Annotated in this window: 13 protein-coding genes; 4 read left to right on the forward strand and 9 right to left on the reverse strand. The window is 73.1% G+C overall.

Annotation, left to right across the window (positions count from 1 at the left end; genetic code table 11):
* Nucleotides 1–492: 492 nt before the first annotated feature.
* From CC117_RS37545 to CC117_RS23940, 3 genes are read right to left on the reverse strand one after another with little or no spacing between them, the layout of a single operon-like run.
* The gene (locus tag CC117_RS37545; protein WP_157905447.1) at nucleotides 493–633 is read right to left on the reverse strand and encodes a hypothetical protein; all 141 of its coding nucleotides are present in this window, start codon (nucleotides 631–633) and stop codon (nucleotides 493–495) included.
* A gap of 12 nt (nucleotides 634–645) precedes the next feature.
* Nucleotides 646–1,944, reverse strand: coding sequence for a PfkB family carbohydrate kinase (locus CC117_RS23935; RefSeq protein ID WP_071087875.1), 1,299 nt, complete (start codon nucleotides 1,942–1,944; stop codon nucleotides 646–648).
* 39 nt (nucleotides 1,945–1,983) lie between these two features.
* Entirely contained in the window at nucleotides 1,984–3,435 is a 1,452-nt protein-coding gene (locus CC117_RS23940; RefSeq protein WP_071087877.1) for an NAD(P)H-quinone dehydrogenase, read from the reverse strand.
* A 234-nt stretch (nucleotides 3,436–3,669) separates the two neighbouring features.
* On the opposite strand from CC117_RS23940, the gene CC117_RS23945 reads away from it, so the two are divergent.
* On the forward strand, nucleotides 3,670–4,110 hold the full coding sequence (locus CC117_RS23945; protein ID WP_071087960.1) for a gamma-glutamylcyclotransferase: 441 nt from the start codon (nucleotides 3,670–3,672) through the stop codon (nucleotides 4,108–4,110).
* Between the two features lie 63 nt (nucleotides 4,111–4,173).
* Here the strand turns inward: CC117_RS23945 and CC117_RS23950 are convergent, their stop codons facing one another.
* The 4 genes from CC117_RS23950 to CC117_RS23965 form a co-directional block, all read right to left on the reverse strand.
* Complete coding sequence (locus tag CC117_RS23950; protein WP_116287884.1) at nucleotides 4,174–5,412, reverse strand: amidohydrolase; 1,239 nt, start codon at nucleotides 5,410–5,412, stop codon at nucleotides 4,174–4,176.
* A gap of 83 nt (nucleotides 5,413–5,495) precedes the next feature.
* Complete coding sequence (locus CC117_RS23955) at nucleotides 5,496–6,644, reverse strand: glutamate--cysteine ligase (RefSeq protein WP_071087879.1); 1,149 nt, start codon at nucleotides 6,642–6,644, stop codon at nucleotides 5,496–5,498.
* A gap of 255 nt (nucleotides 6,645–6,899) precedes the next feature.
* Nucleotides 6,900–8,720 carry an aspartate--tRNA ligase gene (gene aspS, locus CC117_RS23960; protein ID WP_071087882.1) on the reverse strand — a complete coding sequence of 607 codons (1,821 nt, stop codon included), beginning with the start codon at nucleotides 8,718–8,720 and terminating at the stop codon, nucleotides 6,900–6,902.
* A 271-nt stretch (nucleotides 8,721–8,991) separates the two neighbouring features.
* Complete coding sequence (locus CC117_RS23965; RefSeq protein WP_071087964.1) at nucleotides 8,992–9,381, reverse strand: PH domain-containing protein; 390 nt, start codon at nucleotides 9,379–9,381, stop codon at nucleotides 8,992–8,994.
* A 175-nt stretch (nucleotides 9,382–9,556) separates the two neighbouring features.
* Here CC117_RS23965 and CC117_RS23970 point away from each other — a divergent pair, with 175 nt between their 5' ends.
* The gene (locus CC117_RS23970) at nucleotides 9,557–10,381 is read left to right on the forward strand and encodes a purine-nucleoside phosphorylase (RefSeq protein ID WP_071087884.1); all 825 of its coding nucleotides are present in this window, start codon (nucleotides 9,557–9,559) and stop codon (nucleotides 10,379–10,381) included.
* Nucleotides 10,378–12,126, forward strand: coding sequence for a phospho-sugar mutase (locus CC117_RS23975; RefSeq protein WP_084132697.1), 1,749 nt, complete (start codon nucleotides 10,378–10,380; stop codon nucleotides 12,124–12,126). The genes CC117_RS23970 and CC117_RS23975 overlap by 4 nt, the downstream gene beginning before the upstream one ends.
* Nucleotides 12,127–12,197: 71 nt before the next feature.
* Here the strand turns inward: CC117_RS23975 and deoC are convergent, their stop codons facing one another.
* Complete coding sequence (deoC, locus tag CC117_RS23980) at nucleotides 12,198–12,983, reverse strand: deoxyribose-phosphate aldolase (protein ID WP_071087886.1); 786 nt, start codon at nucleotides 12,981–12,983, stop codon at nucleotides 12,198–12,200.
* Between the two features lie 64 nt (nucleotides 12,984–13,047).
* On the opposite strand from deoC, the gene upp reads away from it, so the two are divergent.
* Nucleotides 13,048–13,671, forward strand: coding sequence for a uracil phosphoribosyltransferase (gene upp / locus CC117_RS23985; protein WP_071087888.1), 624 nt, complete (start codon nucleotides 13,048–13,050; stop codon nucleotides 13,669–13,671).
* A 95-nt stretch (nucleotides 13,672–13,766) separates the two neighbouring features.
* Here the strand turns inward: upp and CC117_RS23990 are convergent, their stop codons facing one another.
* Nucleotides 13,767–14,345 (reverse strand): DUF5313 family protein, encoded by a 579-nt coding sequence (locus tag CC117_RS23990; protein WP_071087890.1) that lies wholly within the window; start codon nucleotides 14,343–14,345, stop codon nucleotides 13,767–13,769.
* Between the last annotated feature and the right edge of the window lie 13 nt (nucleotides 14,346–14,358).

The raw sequence follows: 14,358 nt of genomic DNA on the forward strand, positions 1-14,358 counted from the left end.
GTTGCCGGTCGAGGTGACAACGGTGTCTGAAACGGTCCCGCTGTGGGTCGGGCGGCCAGAGGGACGTCGGGGCGGCCGGTCCGGGAGGGCGTCCGGGGTGTGGCGGCCGGGTGGGTGGACGCCGGTGGGGTGGGTCGGGTGATGGGGGCAGGCCTGGGCGGTCCTGCGACGCCGGCGCCGGTGGAGGGTGCGGGTGCGTCAGACCGGTGACCAGGGCTTCTGGTGTCTCCGCCGGGCGCGGAGAGGGTCCCCTCGGGGGCYGGGGTGGCGGATGGTGTCTCTTCGGGTCCGCTGTCTGTGAAGGCTTGCGAGACCCTCGTCGCCTCGATCCGTCAAGGGGTCGGCGGCAACGGACACGAGTGGCCCTTTAGCCGCGGGAACGCAACACACGACCTCGCGGCGAGAAACCGGCCACGGTGTCAGATCCCCGGGCGCGACCCGTGGGAACCAGGCCGAGATCGGGCCCACCCGRCGACAGCATCCAGCCGCTGATCATTGTGACAGTCCCGCCTCGGACTCCGGTCCGAGCACCAGGTGTTCCTTCCAGCCGTCCCGCTCCCGCTCGCGTTCGGCGAGGACAGCGAAGCCAGGACTCGGCTGTGGGAGCGAGCCTTCCGCGAACAGCCCTGCCAACCGTTTTCTGGATCAGGTCATCCAGCTGCGCGGGCCGAAGGTCTGCACGGAGCGGGCGGCGACCCGGGACGCCTCGCCGAGCGATCCGACCAGCTCGTCGGTCGCGAGCGCACCGTGGGCCATCAGCCAGGCGAACGCGCCGTGGAACACGTCGCCAGCGCCCAGGGTGTCGCGGGCGGTCACCACCGGAGGCAGGACGTAGCCGCGCCGGTCGGTGGTCGCCCAGCGGATCGGCCCCGGCCCGTCGGTCATCGCGACGAAGAACGGTCCGTACCGCAGCAACAGGTCCAGAATGTCCGCGGCCGGGTCGAAACCCGGTGGCCGGAAGGCGGTGGAGCAGATCACCACGTCGACGAACGGCAGGATCTGCTCGGTGCCCGGCTTCCAGCTGCCGCCGTCGAGCAGGACCGGGGGGCCACCGCCGCGCAGTGTCCGCAGCAGGCCGACCGCGGCGTCCACCTGGTGGCCGTCCACGAGCACCACGTCGGCGTCGGCGACGGCCGCCGCCGCGGCGGTGTTCGCCGTGCACCGCGGCACCATGCCGTGGGTGGACGTCACGGCCCGCTCCCCGGTCACGGATGTCACCATCACCGCCGACATGGGCAGCGCGTAGGACATCGGGGACGCCCCGGTCGGGTGGGCCGCGGCCAGCTTCGACCCGGCGGGCCCGCTTCCGGCGGGCGCGCCCGCCGCCACGCTGTGCCCGCCCGCACCGCCGTGCCCGTTCACGCCGCCAGGGCCGCCAGGGCCGCCGTACCCCGGGTGCCCGCCGTACCCCGGGTGCGCGCCGTGCCCGGCACCGTTGTGCCCGGCACCGCCGGGCCCGCCCATGCCGCTGTGCCCGAGGGTGCCGCCATGGCCGACCGGGCCGAGGGGAGCACCGCCGGGTGCCACCGGTCCTGTCGGGCCCCGGCTGGAGCGGATGCCGCTGGCCCTGACCACCGATGGCTTGTGTAGCCGGCCGCTGCGCGGCCCGCCGCCGGCCGCGCCCGGCGCGGCGAGCGCCCCGTAGGCACCTGCCGCCGGGTCGGCCCCGGCCCCGGCACCGCCCGGTTCCGGCACCAGTTCGATGTGCCGGACCCCGGAGCGGGCGAGATCGTCGTGCACGAGCGCCGCGGCCGGCGAGGTGCCGATCGCGCTCACCAGACAGGCCCGTCCGCCGAGGTAGGCGAACGTGACCGCCGCGTTCGTCGCCGGCCCGCCCGCGTTCATCACGAAATCCCGGGCCACACACTTCTCGTCGGCACCCGGAAGCTGGTCCACCAGGTAGATGGAATCCAGCGTCGTCAGGCCGACGAACACGCCTTTCATGGGCCCATTATCCGGCCTGGGCGGGAGTGGGCGGCCTGTTCAGGCGGGGGTGTCGAAACCGGCGAACAGGTCGCGAGGCCGCAGGACACGGGCCGCTTCCGTGATGGATCCGGACAAGGAGGGATAGATCGAGAAGGTGTGTGCGACCTGGTCCACTGTCAGACCGTTCTCTACTGCGAGTGAAATTGAGAGGATCAGTTCACTTGCACGCGGAGCAACGATGACGCCACCGAGGACGCTGCCACTTCCGGGCCTACAGAACAACTTCACGAAACCATCCGTAATCCCCATCATCTTCGCGCGGGGATTGCGGGCCAGTGGCACCGTCGTGACCTCGGCGGCGATCGCGCCGGAATCCTTCATCCGCTGGGTCACACCGACGGTGGCGATCTCGGGTTCGGTGAAGATGTTCGACGAGACGGTGCCGAGGCGCAGCGGGGTGACGGCCTCGCCGAGCGCGTGCCACATGGCGATGCGCCCCTGCATCGCCGCGACCGACGCCAGCGGCAGCACCCCGGTGCAGTCACCGGCCGCGTACACGCCCGGCACCGATGTCCGGGACATGCGGTCGACCACGATGTGGCCCCCCGAGCCGAGGCGGACGCCGACCTCGGTGAGGCCGAGGCCCTTTGTGCGCGGCACCGAACCCACCGCCATCAGGGCGTGGCTGCCGGTCACCGTCCGGCCGTCGGTCAGCTCGACGAGCACACCGTCGCCGATCCGGCGGACGGACGCCGCCCGGGACCGGTTGAGCACCTGGATGCCGCGGCGGACGAAGACGTCCTCGATCACCCGGGCGGCGTCGGAGTCCTCACCAGGCAGCACCCGCTCGCGGGACGAGACGAGGGTCACCTCCGCACCGAGCGCCCGGTAGGCGCTGGCGAACTCGGCGCCGGTGACCCCGGACCCCACGACCACCAGGTGCTCGGGGATCTCCTTCAGGTCGTAGAGGTGCCGCCAGGTGAGGATCCGCTCGCCGTCCGGCTCGCACCCCGGCACCTCACGGGGGGACGCCCCGGTGGCGACCAGGACCACGTCACCGACGAAGGTCTCACCGTCCGCGGTCTCCACGGCGTGCGGGCCGACCAGCCGCCCCGCGCCGTGCACCACCTTGACCTGCTCGCGCTCCAGATGGCGCTGGATGTCGGAGGACTGGGCCAGGGCCAGCGCGCGGACCCGCTCGTTGACCTGCTCCGGGTCGACCGAGACCACATCCGGCGGGGTCAGGTGGCCGCGCGCGGTGGACTCCCAGCTGCCCGCCTCGACCGCCGGGTCGCCGTGCGGGCGCACGCCGAGCGCCGGCGCCATCGCGAAGTTCGTCATCGTCTCGGACGTGGCGATCAGCGCCTTGGACGGCACACAGTCCGTCAGGACGCAGGCGCCGCCGATCCCGTCCGAGTCGATCACGGTCACGGCCGCGCCCAGGGAGGCTGCGACCAGCGCCGCCTCGTAGCCGCCCGGCCCGCCGCCGAGGATGACGATGCGCGTCACGTGTGGTCCTCCCAATGCTCGTGGTACCCCTCTAGTCTGCCCCTCTTCCGACGTCCCTCTCGTTCCGGTCCGGGCGGCTCCGTAGTATCTGCACCGACGTCGGACGACCTGGAGTGACGTCGTTCATCCCGTGACCCATCCTCGCGACCCAGTCCCCGCGCGCCGGCGGCCGCTCCCGGCGTGGCAGCCACCCCGCGCAGCAGCACCGAGCGGGGAGATCGGAAGATCCCGACGATGACGAAGTACGCCGCCTACGCGAGCAACCTCGWTCCGGCGCACATGAAGGAACGTGCGCCGCACTCCCCGGTGATCGGTACCGGCTGGATCCGAGGCTGGCGCCTGACCTTCGGCGGTGAGAACGTGGGCTGGGACGGGGCGCTCTCGACCATCGTCGAATCCCCCGGCTCGCACGTGTATGTGCTGCTCTACGACCTCGACCGCTACGACCTGGAGCGTCTCGACGTCTGGGAGGGCGCCGACACCGGCCTGTACACCCGCATCCGGGTGCGCGTGTCCACGCTCGACGGCGAGAGCCTGGCCTGGACCTACATCCTCAACGCCTACGAGGGCGGGCTGCCGTCGCGCAACCACGTGGAGATGATCGCGGACGCGGCGGAGAAGGCCGGGGCGCCGTCCGAGTACGTCCAGGAGCTGCGGGGCCGCCCGAACGCCTGAGCGCCCGCCCCGGGCCGGCGTCCCCGTCCCCAGGCGGCGTCCGTCTCAGGGGTGGCGTCCGTCTCAGACGGCGTCCGGGCCCGGCCCGGCGGGGTCCGCGTAGCGGTCGAGCAGCTCGCAGGCCGCGGCGGAGAGAAAACGCACACCGACCCCGATGGCCCGCTCGTCGACGTCGAAGGTGCCCTGATGCAGGTCGAAGGTGGTGCCACCGGGGGTGCGGGTGCCCAGCCGGGCCAGGCCACCCGGCACGTGCGTCAGGTACCAGCCGAAGTCCTCGCCGCCCAGCGACTGGGCGACGGTCGTCGACGCCCCGTGCCCGAGCACGGTGTCGACGGCCGCGCCGAAGGCGTCGACGACCTCGGCGGTGTTGACCACCGGTGGCACCCCTCGCACGTAGTCGACGGCGATCTCCGCGCCGTAGGGCGCGACGATCTGCTCCGCCAGCCGCTCGACCAGCTCCGGCGCCGTCTCCCAGGTCTCCCGGGAGAGGGTGCGGATCGTCCCGCGCAGCTTCCCCGTCCGCGGGATGGCGTTCGTGACCGTGCCCGCCTGGACCTGGCCCCAGACCAGCGACAGCGCCGATCGGGGGTCGACCCGGCGGGACAGCGCCGCCGGCAGGTCGACGGCGAGCCGGGCCAGCGCGTAGACCAGGTCCACCGTGTTCTGCGGGCGGGAGGTGTGCCCGCCCGGCCCGGCCAGTGTGATCTCCACCGCGTCGGCGGCGGAGGTGATCGGGCCGGAGCGCAGGCCGATGGTGCCGACGTCGAGTGCCGGGTCGCAGTGCACGGTGATCGCGGCCGTCACGGGCTTGAGTACCCCGGCGTCGATCACGTCCAGGGCGCCGCCGGGCATGGTCTCCTCCGCCGGCTGGAAGAGCAGCCGGACGGTCCCGGACAGCGGGTGGAGCCGGGCGTGCGCGGCGAGGGCGAGGCCGGCGCCGAGCGCCACTGTGGTGTGCACGTCATGCCCGCAGGCGTGCGTCACCCCGGGCACCGTCGAGCGGTACGGGACGTCCTTGAGGTCGGCGAGCGGCAGCGCGTCCAGGTCGGCACGGAGCATCACCACCGGGGCCTCGGCGTCGACGCCCGGCCCCGCGTCGACGCCTGCCCCGATGTCGCACCACAGGCCCGGCACGTCGGGGAACCGCTGCGGGCTCAGCCCGGCGGCGAGCAGTCGGGCCTCGATGGCAGCTGTGGTGCGGTGCTCCTGGCGGCCGAGCTCGGGGTGGGCGTGCAGGTCACGCCGCAGCGCGATCAGCTCGCCCTCGTGCTCCGCCAGCCAGGCAGCCGCGGTCGGCGCCATCGCCGCGGCGGTCCTGTGTGCCATGTCCGCTGTGTCCGCTGTCATCTACCGGGCCGGGCCCTCCGCCGAAATGTTCCGGCCGGCTACCCGGGGGTAACCGGCCGGCCCACGTTCATCTCACTCAGCAGCGTATCGACCACGGCGGTGAGGTCACCGCCGGCCCGCCGCGCGGCCTCCTCCTGACGCGTGTGGCTGGCGCCCGCGTGCAGGATGCGGTGGACGTCACCCAGCTCCCTGGCACAGCCGAGCCGGCGGGCCACCGGAAGCAGGTCCTCGACCAGATCCTCGATGTCGGCGCGGACCGGGCGCAGCCCGCCGTGGCCGTCCACCACGATCTCGGCGTCCAGCCCGTGGCGGGCGGCGCGCCACTTGTTCTCCTGCACCACCCACCGGGGCGGCGCGGGCAGGGTGTACCCCCGGTCGAGCTGGGTGTTCATCCGGTCGACGAGGCACTGCGCGAGCGCCGCGACCGCGCCGATCTCCATCAGCGTCGGCAGCCCGTCGCACATCCGCAGTTCCACCGTGCCGAAGTTCGGGTGCGGGCGGATATCCCACCACACTTCCCGAATGGTCTCGATGGTGCCGGCGGCGATCAGGGTCTCCATGAACCCCTCGAACGCGGCCCAGTCGTCGAGCGTGTAAGGGAGTCCGGCGGTCGGCAGGCATTCGAAGATCTGCGACCGCGAGGACGCCAGTCCGGTGTGCGCGCCCTTCCAGTAGGGCGACGACGCGGAGAGTGCCAGGAAATGCGGAATGTACGCCATCAGCGCGTTCATGATCGGCATTGCCTTGTCCGGCGAGCGCACCCCGACATGCACGTGCACCCCGAAGATGAGCAGGCGACGGGCCAGCCACTGCATCTGCCCCACCAGGCGCTCGTAGCGCTCGTCCGCGGTGATGCGCTGCGTCGCGTAGTCGCTGGTCGGGTGGGTGCCGGAGCACATCAGCCCGAGACCGCGCCGGTCAGCGAGGTCGCGCAGCAGGTCGACGGTGCCGCGCAGGTCGTCGAGCGCCTCCGGCACCGTCGAGCAGACTCCGGTGATCACCTCGATCGTCGACTCGAACAGTTYGTGCTTGGCCTTTGCCGCGCCTTCGTCGCCGACCTTCGCGCGCAGGTCGTCAAGGATCTCGGACGCGCCACAGCGCAGGTCGCGACTGCGGAGATCGACGAGTTCGAGCTCCCACTCGATTCCCAGGCTAGAACTCGGCGACGACGAGAAGGGAATGTGCACCGCGGCTCCTCCGGGTGAGCGGGCACGCCCCAGGGCGGACCCGGAACTCGGGCAGCGAGCTCTCCGGGCTGGTTACCCAGATCGCGCGGTCGTACCCCCCGACGGATGCCGACAACTGGCCACTTCGTGACCAMGCTCACGGCATCCCGCGGCCGCCGTTCCCGGAGCTGCCCCGCTGAGAGCGATATTAAGGTCACATTTCGTGCGGGTAGCCGGGAACGCCGGAACGGCGGACTTTTTACCCGGCGGGACGACCTACGGCGCCGGCTTCGCGGGCGCGGCGGCCGGGACGACCGGCGCGCCCGGCGCGACCACGCGGATGCCGAGCTCGCGAAGCTGCCGGTCGTCGACGGTGGTCGGTGCGCCTGTCATCGGGTCGAGCCCGGACTGGGTCTTGGGGAAGGCGATGACCTCGCGGATGTTGTCCTCACCGGCGAGGATCGCAACCAGCCGGTCGATACCGAACGCGAAACCGCCATGCGGCGRCGCGCCGTACCCGAACGGGGTCAGGAAGAACCCGAAACGGGCCTTCGCCTCCTCCGGTGAGACGCCCAGCAGCCCGAAGATCCGCTGCTGCAGGTCGCTCTCATGGATYCGGATCGACCCCGAACCCAGCTCCCACCCGTTCAGGACCAGGTCGTACGCCAGGCTGCGCACAGCCAGCGGGTCGGACTCCATCTTCTCGACGTCGCTGGGATGCGGCCGTGTGAACGGGTGGTGCCCCGGCTTGGGCCGCCCGGTGGTCGCGTCGACCCCGACGAACAGYGGAAAGTCGACGACCCAGGCGAAACGCAGATCACCCTCGCCGGCCGGCGGGCGGCCCAGGTCGTTGCGGAGCTGGCCGAGCACCTCGCAGGCGGTCTCCCACTCGTCCGCGACGAGAAGCAGCAGGTCACCCTCGCGCGCCTCGGTGGCCGTGACGATCGCGGTGAGCTCCTCGGGGGAGAGGAACTTCGCCACCGGTGACTCGAGCGCCCCGGCGGCGGCGACCCGCATCCACACCAGGCCCTTCGCCCCCAGCTTCTTCGCGCGGTCGGTGAGGGTGTCCAGCGCCTTGCGGTTGTGGCTGGCGGAACCACCCGGCACCCGGATGCCCTTGACCGCCGGCGCACCGGAGAACGCCTTGAAACCACTGTTGCCGAAGATCGCGGTGAGCTCGACCAGCTCCATGCCGAACCGCAGGTCCGGCTTGTCGACGCCGAACCGGTTCATCGCCTCGTGCCAGGTCAGCCGCTCGATCTCGGGCACCGCCCGGCCGGAGCCCGCGACGGCCGCCCCCGCCGCGGTGAGAACCGCCGCGGAGACCACGCCGAGGACGTCGTCGACGTCCACGAAGCTCATCTCCAGGTCGAGCTGGGTGAACTCGTACTGGCGGTCGGCCCGCAGGTCCTCGTCCCGCAGACAGCGGGCGAGCTGGAAGTACCGGTCGACCCCGCCGACCATCAGCAGCTGCTTGAACAGCTGCGGCGACTGCGGCAGGGCGTAGAAGCTGCCCGGGAACTGCCGGGACGGCACCACGAACTCCCGTGCGCCCTCCGGCGTCGACGGCATGAGCAGCGGAGTCTCCACCTCGACGAACCCGTTGCCGGCGAACGCGGCCCGCAGCGCACCGAGGACCGACGAGCGGGTGCGCAGGTTGCGCTGCATCCGCTCGCGGCGCAGGTCCAGATAACGGTAGGCGAGCCGGGTGCTCTCCTCCACGGAGTCGGCGCGGTCGTCCAGCGGGAAGGGCGGCGGCGTGGCCACGGAGAGGACCTCGACCGAACAGTCCGTCAGCTCGACGGCACCGGTCGCCAGCGCCGGGTTCGCGGTGCCCTCCGGGCGGGCGGAGACCGTGCCGGTGATCCGCAGGACGTACTCCGAGCGGGCGTCCACCGAGCCGTCGACGACGCACTGCAGCAGACCCGAATGGTCGCGCAGGTCGACGAACATCAGGGACTGGCCGTGCTGGCGCCGGTGGGCGACCCAGCCGCAGACCGTCACCCGCTGGCCGGCATTGTCGGCCCTCAGATCACCGCACAGGTGGGTACGCATCGCGGTGCTGTGCGTTCCGGGCGTGCTGGCGGCCGCCGACATTGCCATCTGTGTTGCCATCCGTCCTGTGTCACCGCTGTTCGAGCCTGTGCCACCGCTGTTCGAGGTCACCGCTGTTCGAGATGACTGCTGTTCGAGGTGACCGAGCCGCGCTCCCCGACGATGTCACCGAGCTGGACGTCGTCGAGCCGCGCTCATCGCCGACCCTATCGGACGGTGCAACCGATGATCGCCGCCTCCGAACCCGGCCCGCCGGCGGAAGGGTGCGGGTGCCGCGACGGGAGGTGAGCGGGAGCCGGCTTCGCGTCCCTGGTCAGCGGCGCAGGGCGCGGATGAAACGTGCGGCCTCCGACCGCAGGCGGTTCGGAATGCGCAGGATCTGGCGGCCGCTGGGCGTCGTCAGCTCCACCACGATCACCTCGCCGTGGCGGAGGCCACGAGAGGCAGACACGTCCCGCCGGTCGAAGGACACGTCGAACCAGTCGCCCTCGCGGGGGAACGGCGCGACGACGAGCAGCCGACGGGTCGTCAGCAGAATCCAGCGCGACATGCCCAGCCGGTGGCCGACGAAGCGCTCCGCCTTCGCCATCGCGCGCCCGCCGCCGCCGGGGTCGGTCATCCGGCCACGGAGCACGACCTCGATGAACTCGCCCTCTTCCAGAGGGACCCGCGGCGGCTTGCGCACGGACGGCACGAGGGACACACCCACAGTGTGCTCCGTGGATGCCGCCCCGTGCCGTGCCGTGCCGCACCCCGGCGTGGTCGGACCGTGCCCGTACAGTCGCCTGGTGGCGGAACGCGGCCGCGCCGGCGGCTCCCCCGGAGGACACAGTCACGCCAGCGGCCTGCCTGAACGCGCTGACGGACCTGGCAGCGCGGTGACGCAGGCGCAGGGCCCGGGCCCGGGGCCGGGGCCCGAGGCGGAGTCCGCCGCGGCGAGACTGGCCGAGATCACCGGAGTGGCACGCCACGAGGTGGCGATCGTGCTGGGGTCGGGCTGGCGGCCCGCGGCGGAGATGATCAGCGGCGCCGGCGGGGAGACCGTCGACGTCCCGTTCGCCGAACTGGGTGGTTTCCCCCCGACGGACGTGTCCGGGCACACCCCGGCCGCCCGCTCCGTCCTGCTCGGCGGGCGCCGGGCGCTGCTGTTCCTCGGCCGGGTGCATCCCTACGAGGGCCATGACCTGTCGCGGGTCGTGCACAACGTCCGCACCGCCCGCGCGGCCGGGGCGCACACGGTGATCCTCACCAACGCGGCCGGCGGCCTGCGGTCGGACATGTACGTCGGCCAGCCGGTCCTGATCGCCGACCATCTCAACCTGACCGGCCGCTCGCCGCTGGTCGGCCCGCTGTTCACCGACCTCACCGACGCCTACTCGCCCCGACTGCGCTCGCTGGCCCGCAGCATCGAACCCGGCCTGACCGAAGGGGTCTACGCGGCCATGCCCGGCCCGAACTACGAGACGCCGGCCGAGATCCGGATGCTGCGCGGCCTCGGCGCCGACCTCGTCGGCATGTCGACGGTGCACGAGACGATCGCCGCCCGCACGCTCGGGATGGAGGTGCTCGCCGTGTCGCTGGTGTCGAACCTGGCGGCGGGCATGACCAGCAAGCCGCTGAACCACGCCGAGGTGCTCGCCGCGGGTGCCGCCGCGGCCGGCCGAGTCGGCGAGATCCTGGCGAAGCTCGTCACAGCGCTGTGACCGGCTCCGGCTCCACCCGGCCAGAACGCCGGCCGGAACGTCTGCCGGAGCCCCTGGCGGCGCGGGTCGCGGCCTGGCTCGCCGCCGACCCCGACCCGCAGGACCGGGCGGAGCTGACCCGCCTCGCCGCCGCCGGGGACGTCCAGGCTGTCTCGGAGCGGTTCGCCGGCCCGCTGACCTTCGGCACTGCCGGTCTGCGCGGGCCGTTACGGGCCGGGCCCGCCGGTATGAACACCGCCGTCGTGCGGCGGACCACCGCCGGCCTCGCGGTCTGGCTGCGCCGCTCCACTCCACGCCCCGTCGTCGTGATCGGCTATGACGCCCGGCGACGCAGTGACCGGTTCGCCCTCGACGCCGCCAGGGTCCTCACGGGCGCGGGGGCGCGCGCCCTCCTGCTGCCGGCCCCCACGCCCACCCCCGTGGTGGCCTTCGCCGTCCGCCATCTCGACGCGGACGCCGGCATCGTGATCACTGCCAGTCACAACCCGGCCGCCGACAACGGCTACAAGGTGTACCTGGGCGGCCGGGGGGAGGACGCCGGTCGCGGGGCCCAGCTGGTGACGCCGGCCGACGGGGAGATCGAGCAGGCGATCGCCACCGTCGGCGCGGCCGCGGACATCCCGCTCTCCGACGGATGGGAACGCCTCGACCGGTCGCTCGTCGACGCGTATGTCGACGAGGCCGTGCGAGCGGTCGACGGCCTGCCGGACCTGCTGTCGGGCGGGCCGCCGGACCTGCTGCCGGGTGCTCAGGTGGGCGGAGGCCCGCTGCTCGTGGCCTACACCCCGCTGCACGGAGTGGGGGCGGCGGTTCTCGAGGCGGTGTTCGCCCGGGCCGGGCTGGCCGCGCCGGTGACCGTGCCGGAGCAGCGGGAACCGGACCCGGCGTTTCCGACCGCCCCGTTCCCGAACCCGGAGGAACCGGGGGTGCTCGACGCCGTCCTCGCGCTGGGCCGGCGGATCGGTGCCGACCTGGTCCTGGCGAACGACCCGGACGCCGACCGCTGCGCGGCGGCGGTCGGTGGGCAGGTGCTGACCGGGGACGAGGTCGGCCTGCTGCTCGCCGACCACGTGCTGCGCCGGCGGCCCGGACCGGTCGCGACAACGGTGGTCAGCTCCGCCGCGCTCGCGGCGCTCGCCCGGCTGTACGGGGTCCCCTGCACGGAGACCCTGACCGGCTTCAAGTGGATCATGAGGGCGCACCCGCGCCTCGCCTTCGGCTATGAAGAGGCCCTCGGCTACGCCGTCGCGCCGGACCTGGTGCGGGACAAGGACGGCCTCACCGCCGCGCTGGCGCTCGCCCGCGCGGCCCAGCACGCGAAGCGGTCCGGCCGGACCCTGCTGGACGTCCTCGACGACCTGCACCGCCGCGTCGGCGTCCACGCCACCGGCCAGGTCTCGGCCCGGTTCGCAGACCTGGCCGCGATCGGCGCGGCGATGCGCGGCCTGCGCGCCGCCCCGCCGCCACGGCTGGGCGGCCGGGCGGTGACCGCCGTCCGCGATCTGCTCGGCGGGACGGACGGCCTACCGCCCGCCGACGTCCTGATCCTGCAGCTGGACGGGGCTGCCCGGGTCGTCGCCCGGCCGAGCGGGACCGAACCGAAGCTCAAGGTCTACCTGCAGGCCGTGGTCGGCCCCGCGGAGGTGGCGGCAGCCGGCCTGGCGGCGGCGCGTGAGCGTGCCCGAACGGAGCTGGCCGTCCTGCGCACCGCCGTCAGCGACCTGCTGGACCTGCCACCAGGCTGAGCGCGGCGCGGCCGCCTGTCCGTGCCGCCGCAGCCCTGTCCGTGCCATAGCCCCGCCCGTGCCGGACGGGATCAGACGGGGAGTTCGGCCAGGATGTCCTTCGTCGCGGAGAGCCCGAGCCGGGTGGCGCCGGCCTCGACGAACGCCAGCGCCTGCTGCGAGGTGCGGATGCCGCCGGAGGCCTTCACCCCGAGCCGGCCGCCGACGGCGGCGACCATCGCCCGCACCGCCCGCAGTGACGCGCCGCCGGCCGCGTGGAAACCGGTCGAGGTCTTCACGAACTCGGCCCCACCGCTCTCCGCGGCCCGGCAGGCGGCGGTGATGCTCTCGTCGGGCAGGAGCGCCGTCTCCAGGATCACCTTGAGGAGCACATGCGGCGGCACCGACAACCGGACCTCGGTGATCTCGGTCTCGATGGCGCGCCAGTTCTCGTCCATCGCGTTGGCGATGTCGATGACCATGTCGATCTCGCTGGCGCCGTCGGCGACCGCGCGGCGCGCCTCCTCGGCCTTGATCACCGTGAGGTGTGTCCCGTGCGGGAAGCCGATGACCGAGGCCACCGCGAACGCCGGCTCGACGTCCTTCCCGTCCTGCCGGGCACTCGCCGCGGCCAGGTACACATGGGTCGGGGCGACGCAGACCGTGCCGACGCCGAGCTTCGCCGCGTCCGCACACAGGGTGACGATCTCCTCGCCGGTCGCCTCGGGGCGCAGCAGCGTGTGGTCGATGATCCGCGCGAGCTCGGCGCGGCGCGGCGGTGCCGGACTCGGCGCCGGGCCCGCGCCCGAGCCCGGCGCCGCGCCCGTGTCCGGCGCGGGACGGCCGGGAACGGCGGGGTCCGTTGTCATAGCGTGCATTCTTGCCCATCGCCGGCCCGTTCTGCCGGCCGGATCCGTCCACCTCCCGGCTAGGAGCAACACCGTGCAGGTACAGGTCGTCGATCATCCGTTGGCAGCCGTGGCACTCACCGTGCTGCGCGACGAGCGGACGGCGCGGCCACAGTTCCGCGCGGCCCTGGACGACCTGGCATCGATCCTGGTCTACGAGGCGGCCCGTGGGCTGCCCACGATGCCGGTCTCGGTCACCACTCCGCTGGCCACCACCACCGGCACGGTGCTCGCCGCCGAACCGGTCGTGGCGCCGGTGCTGCGGGCCGGGCTCGGCATGCTGCCGGCAGCGCTGGGTCTGATGCCGGACGCTCGCACCGCCTTCATCGGGCTCTCCCGCGACGAGATCACGTTTCAGCCCACGGTCTACCTGGAGTCGGTGCCGGCGGACCTGGCAGGGCGGCCGGTGTTCCTGCTAGACCCGATGCTGGCGACCGGCGGGTCGGCGCTGCACGCCCTCTCGCTGCTGACCGCCCGGGGCGCCACCGGCATCGTCGTGGTCTCTGTCGTGGCCGCTCCGGAGGGGCTCGACGCGCTGGAGCGGAGCGGGCTGGACATCCGTCTCGTGGCCGCGGCGGTGGACGAGCGCCTGAACGACGTCGCCTACATCGTCCCGGGCCTCGGTGACGCAGGCGACCGCATCTACGGCGCCGTCTGAATCTCCGCGCGACCGGGCGGACCGGGCGCCGGCAGCGCCTGGCCGGTGGCTGGCGGCTGGCTGGCGGCTGGCTGGCGGAGGGGGGCGGACGGCGACTAGTCGGAGGGCGGGAAGACCGGCGGGAAGTTGTGCTGCTCCAGCCGGCGGTTGCGGAAGTAGCCGCTCGTGGCAAGACCCAGCCCGACGCCGGACAACAGCAGGAAGACAACGATCGTGACCCGCACGCCGACCTGGCCGGGTAGCAGCGCGAACACCACGGCGAACGGCAGCATGAGGAAGAAGGGCCGCAGCGCCTGGCGATACCGCCAGCCCGGGCCGGTCAGGTCGTGTGAGACCCAGGCGCTGTACCGCGGCGGCAGCGTGCCGCCGAGCAGGTAGTGGATCCGGCCCCCGAGCGGCGGCGCCTCGCGCCCGACCACATCGCCGGCTGCGTCCCCAGCCGGGCCTTCGGCTGCCTTTCCGGCGGGTTCTTCGGCAGGGTCCACGACCGCGTCGTCCACCAGCGCGGAGGGCGCTTGCCCGCTGGCCACCGGGGCCTGCTCTGCCGCGGCCAGGCCACCTCCGGACCCGCCGTCGGCGGGACGCTCGTCCGCGGGCTGAGCAGCCGCGGGCTGAGATCCCGAGACCTGTGCTTCCGTCTTGTCGGTGTCGGGATGCTGTCCCTGGCCGTTCATGGGCTAGAGCCTA

Origin of the sequence: Parafrankia colletiae, assembly GCF_001854655.1 — a bacterium.
GTDB classification, from domain to species: domain Bacteria; phylum Actinomycetota; class Actinomycetes; order Frankiales; family Frankiaceae; genus Parafrankia; species Parafrankia colletiae.

What these genes read in the sequence shown, in the direction of transcription:
- CC117_RS23935 (WP_071087875.1), bottom strand. Translation starts at nt 1,944, where the DNA reads ATGAAAGGCGTGTTCGTCGGCCTGACGACGCTGGATTCCATCTACCTG.
- CC117_RS23950 (WP_116287884.1), bottom strand. Translation starts at nt 5,412, where the DNA reads ATGGCGCCGACCGCGGCTGCCTGGCTGGCGGAGCACGAGGGCGAGCTG.
- deoC (WP_071087886.1), bottom strand. Translation starts at nt 12,983, where the DNA reads ATGCACGCTATGACAACGGACCCCGCCGTTCCCGGCCGTCCCGCGCCG.
- CC117_RS23990 (WP_071087890.1), bottom strand. Translation starts at nt 14,345, where the DNA reads ATGAACGGCCAGGGACAGCATCCCGACACCGACAAGACGGAAGCACAG.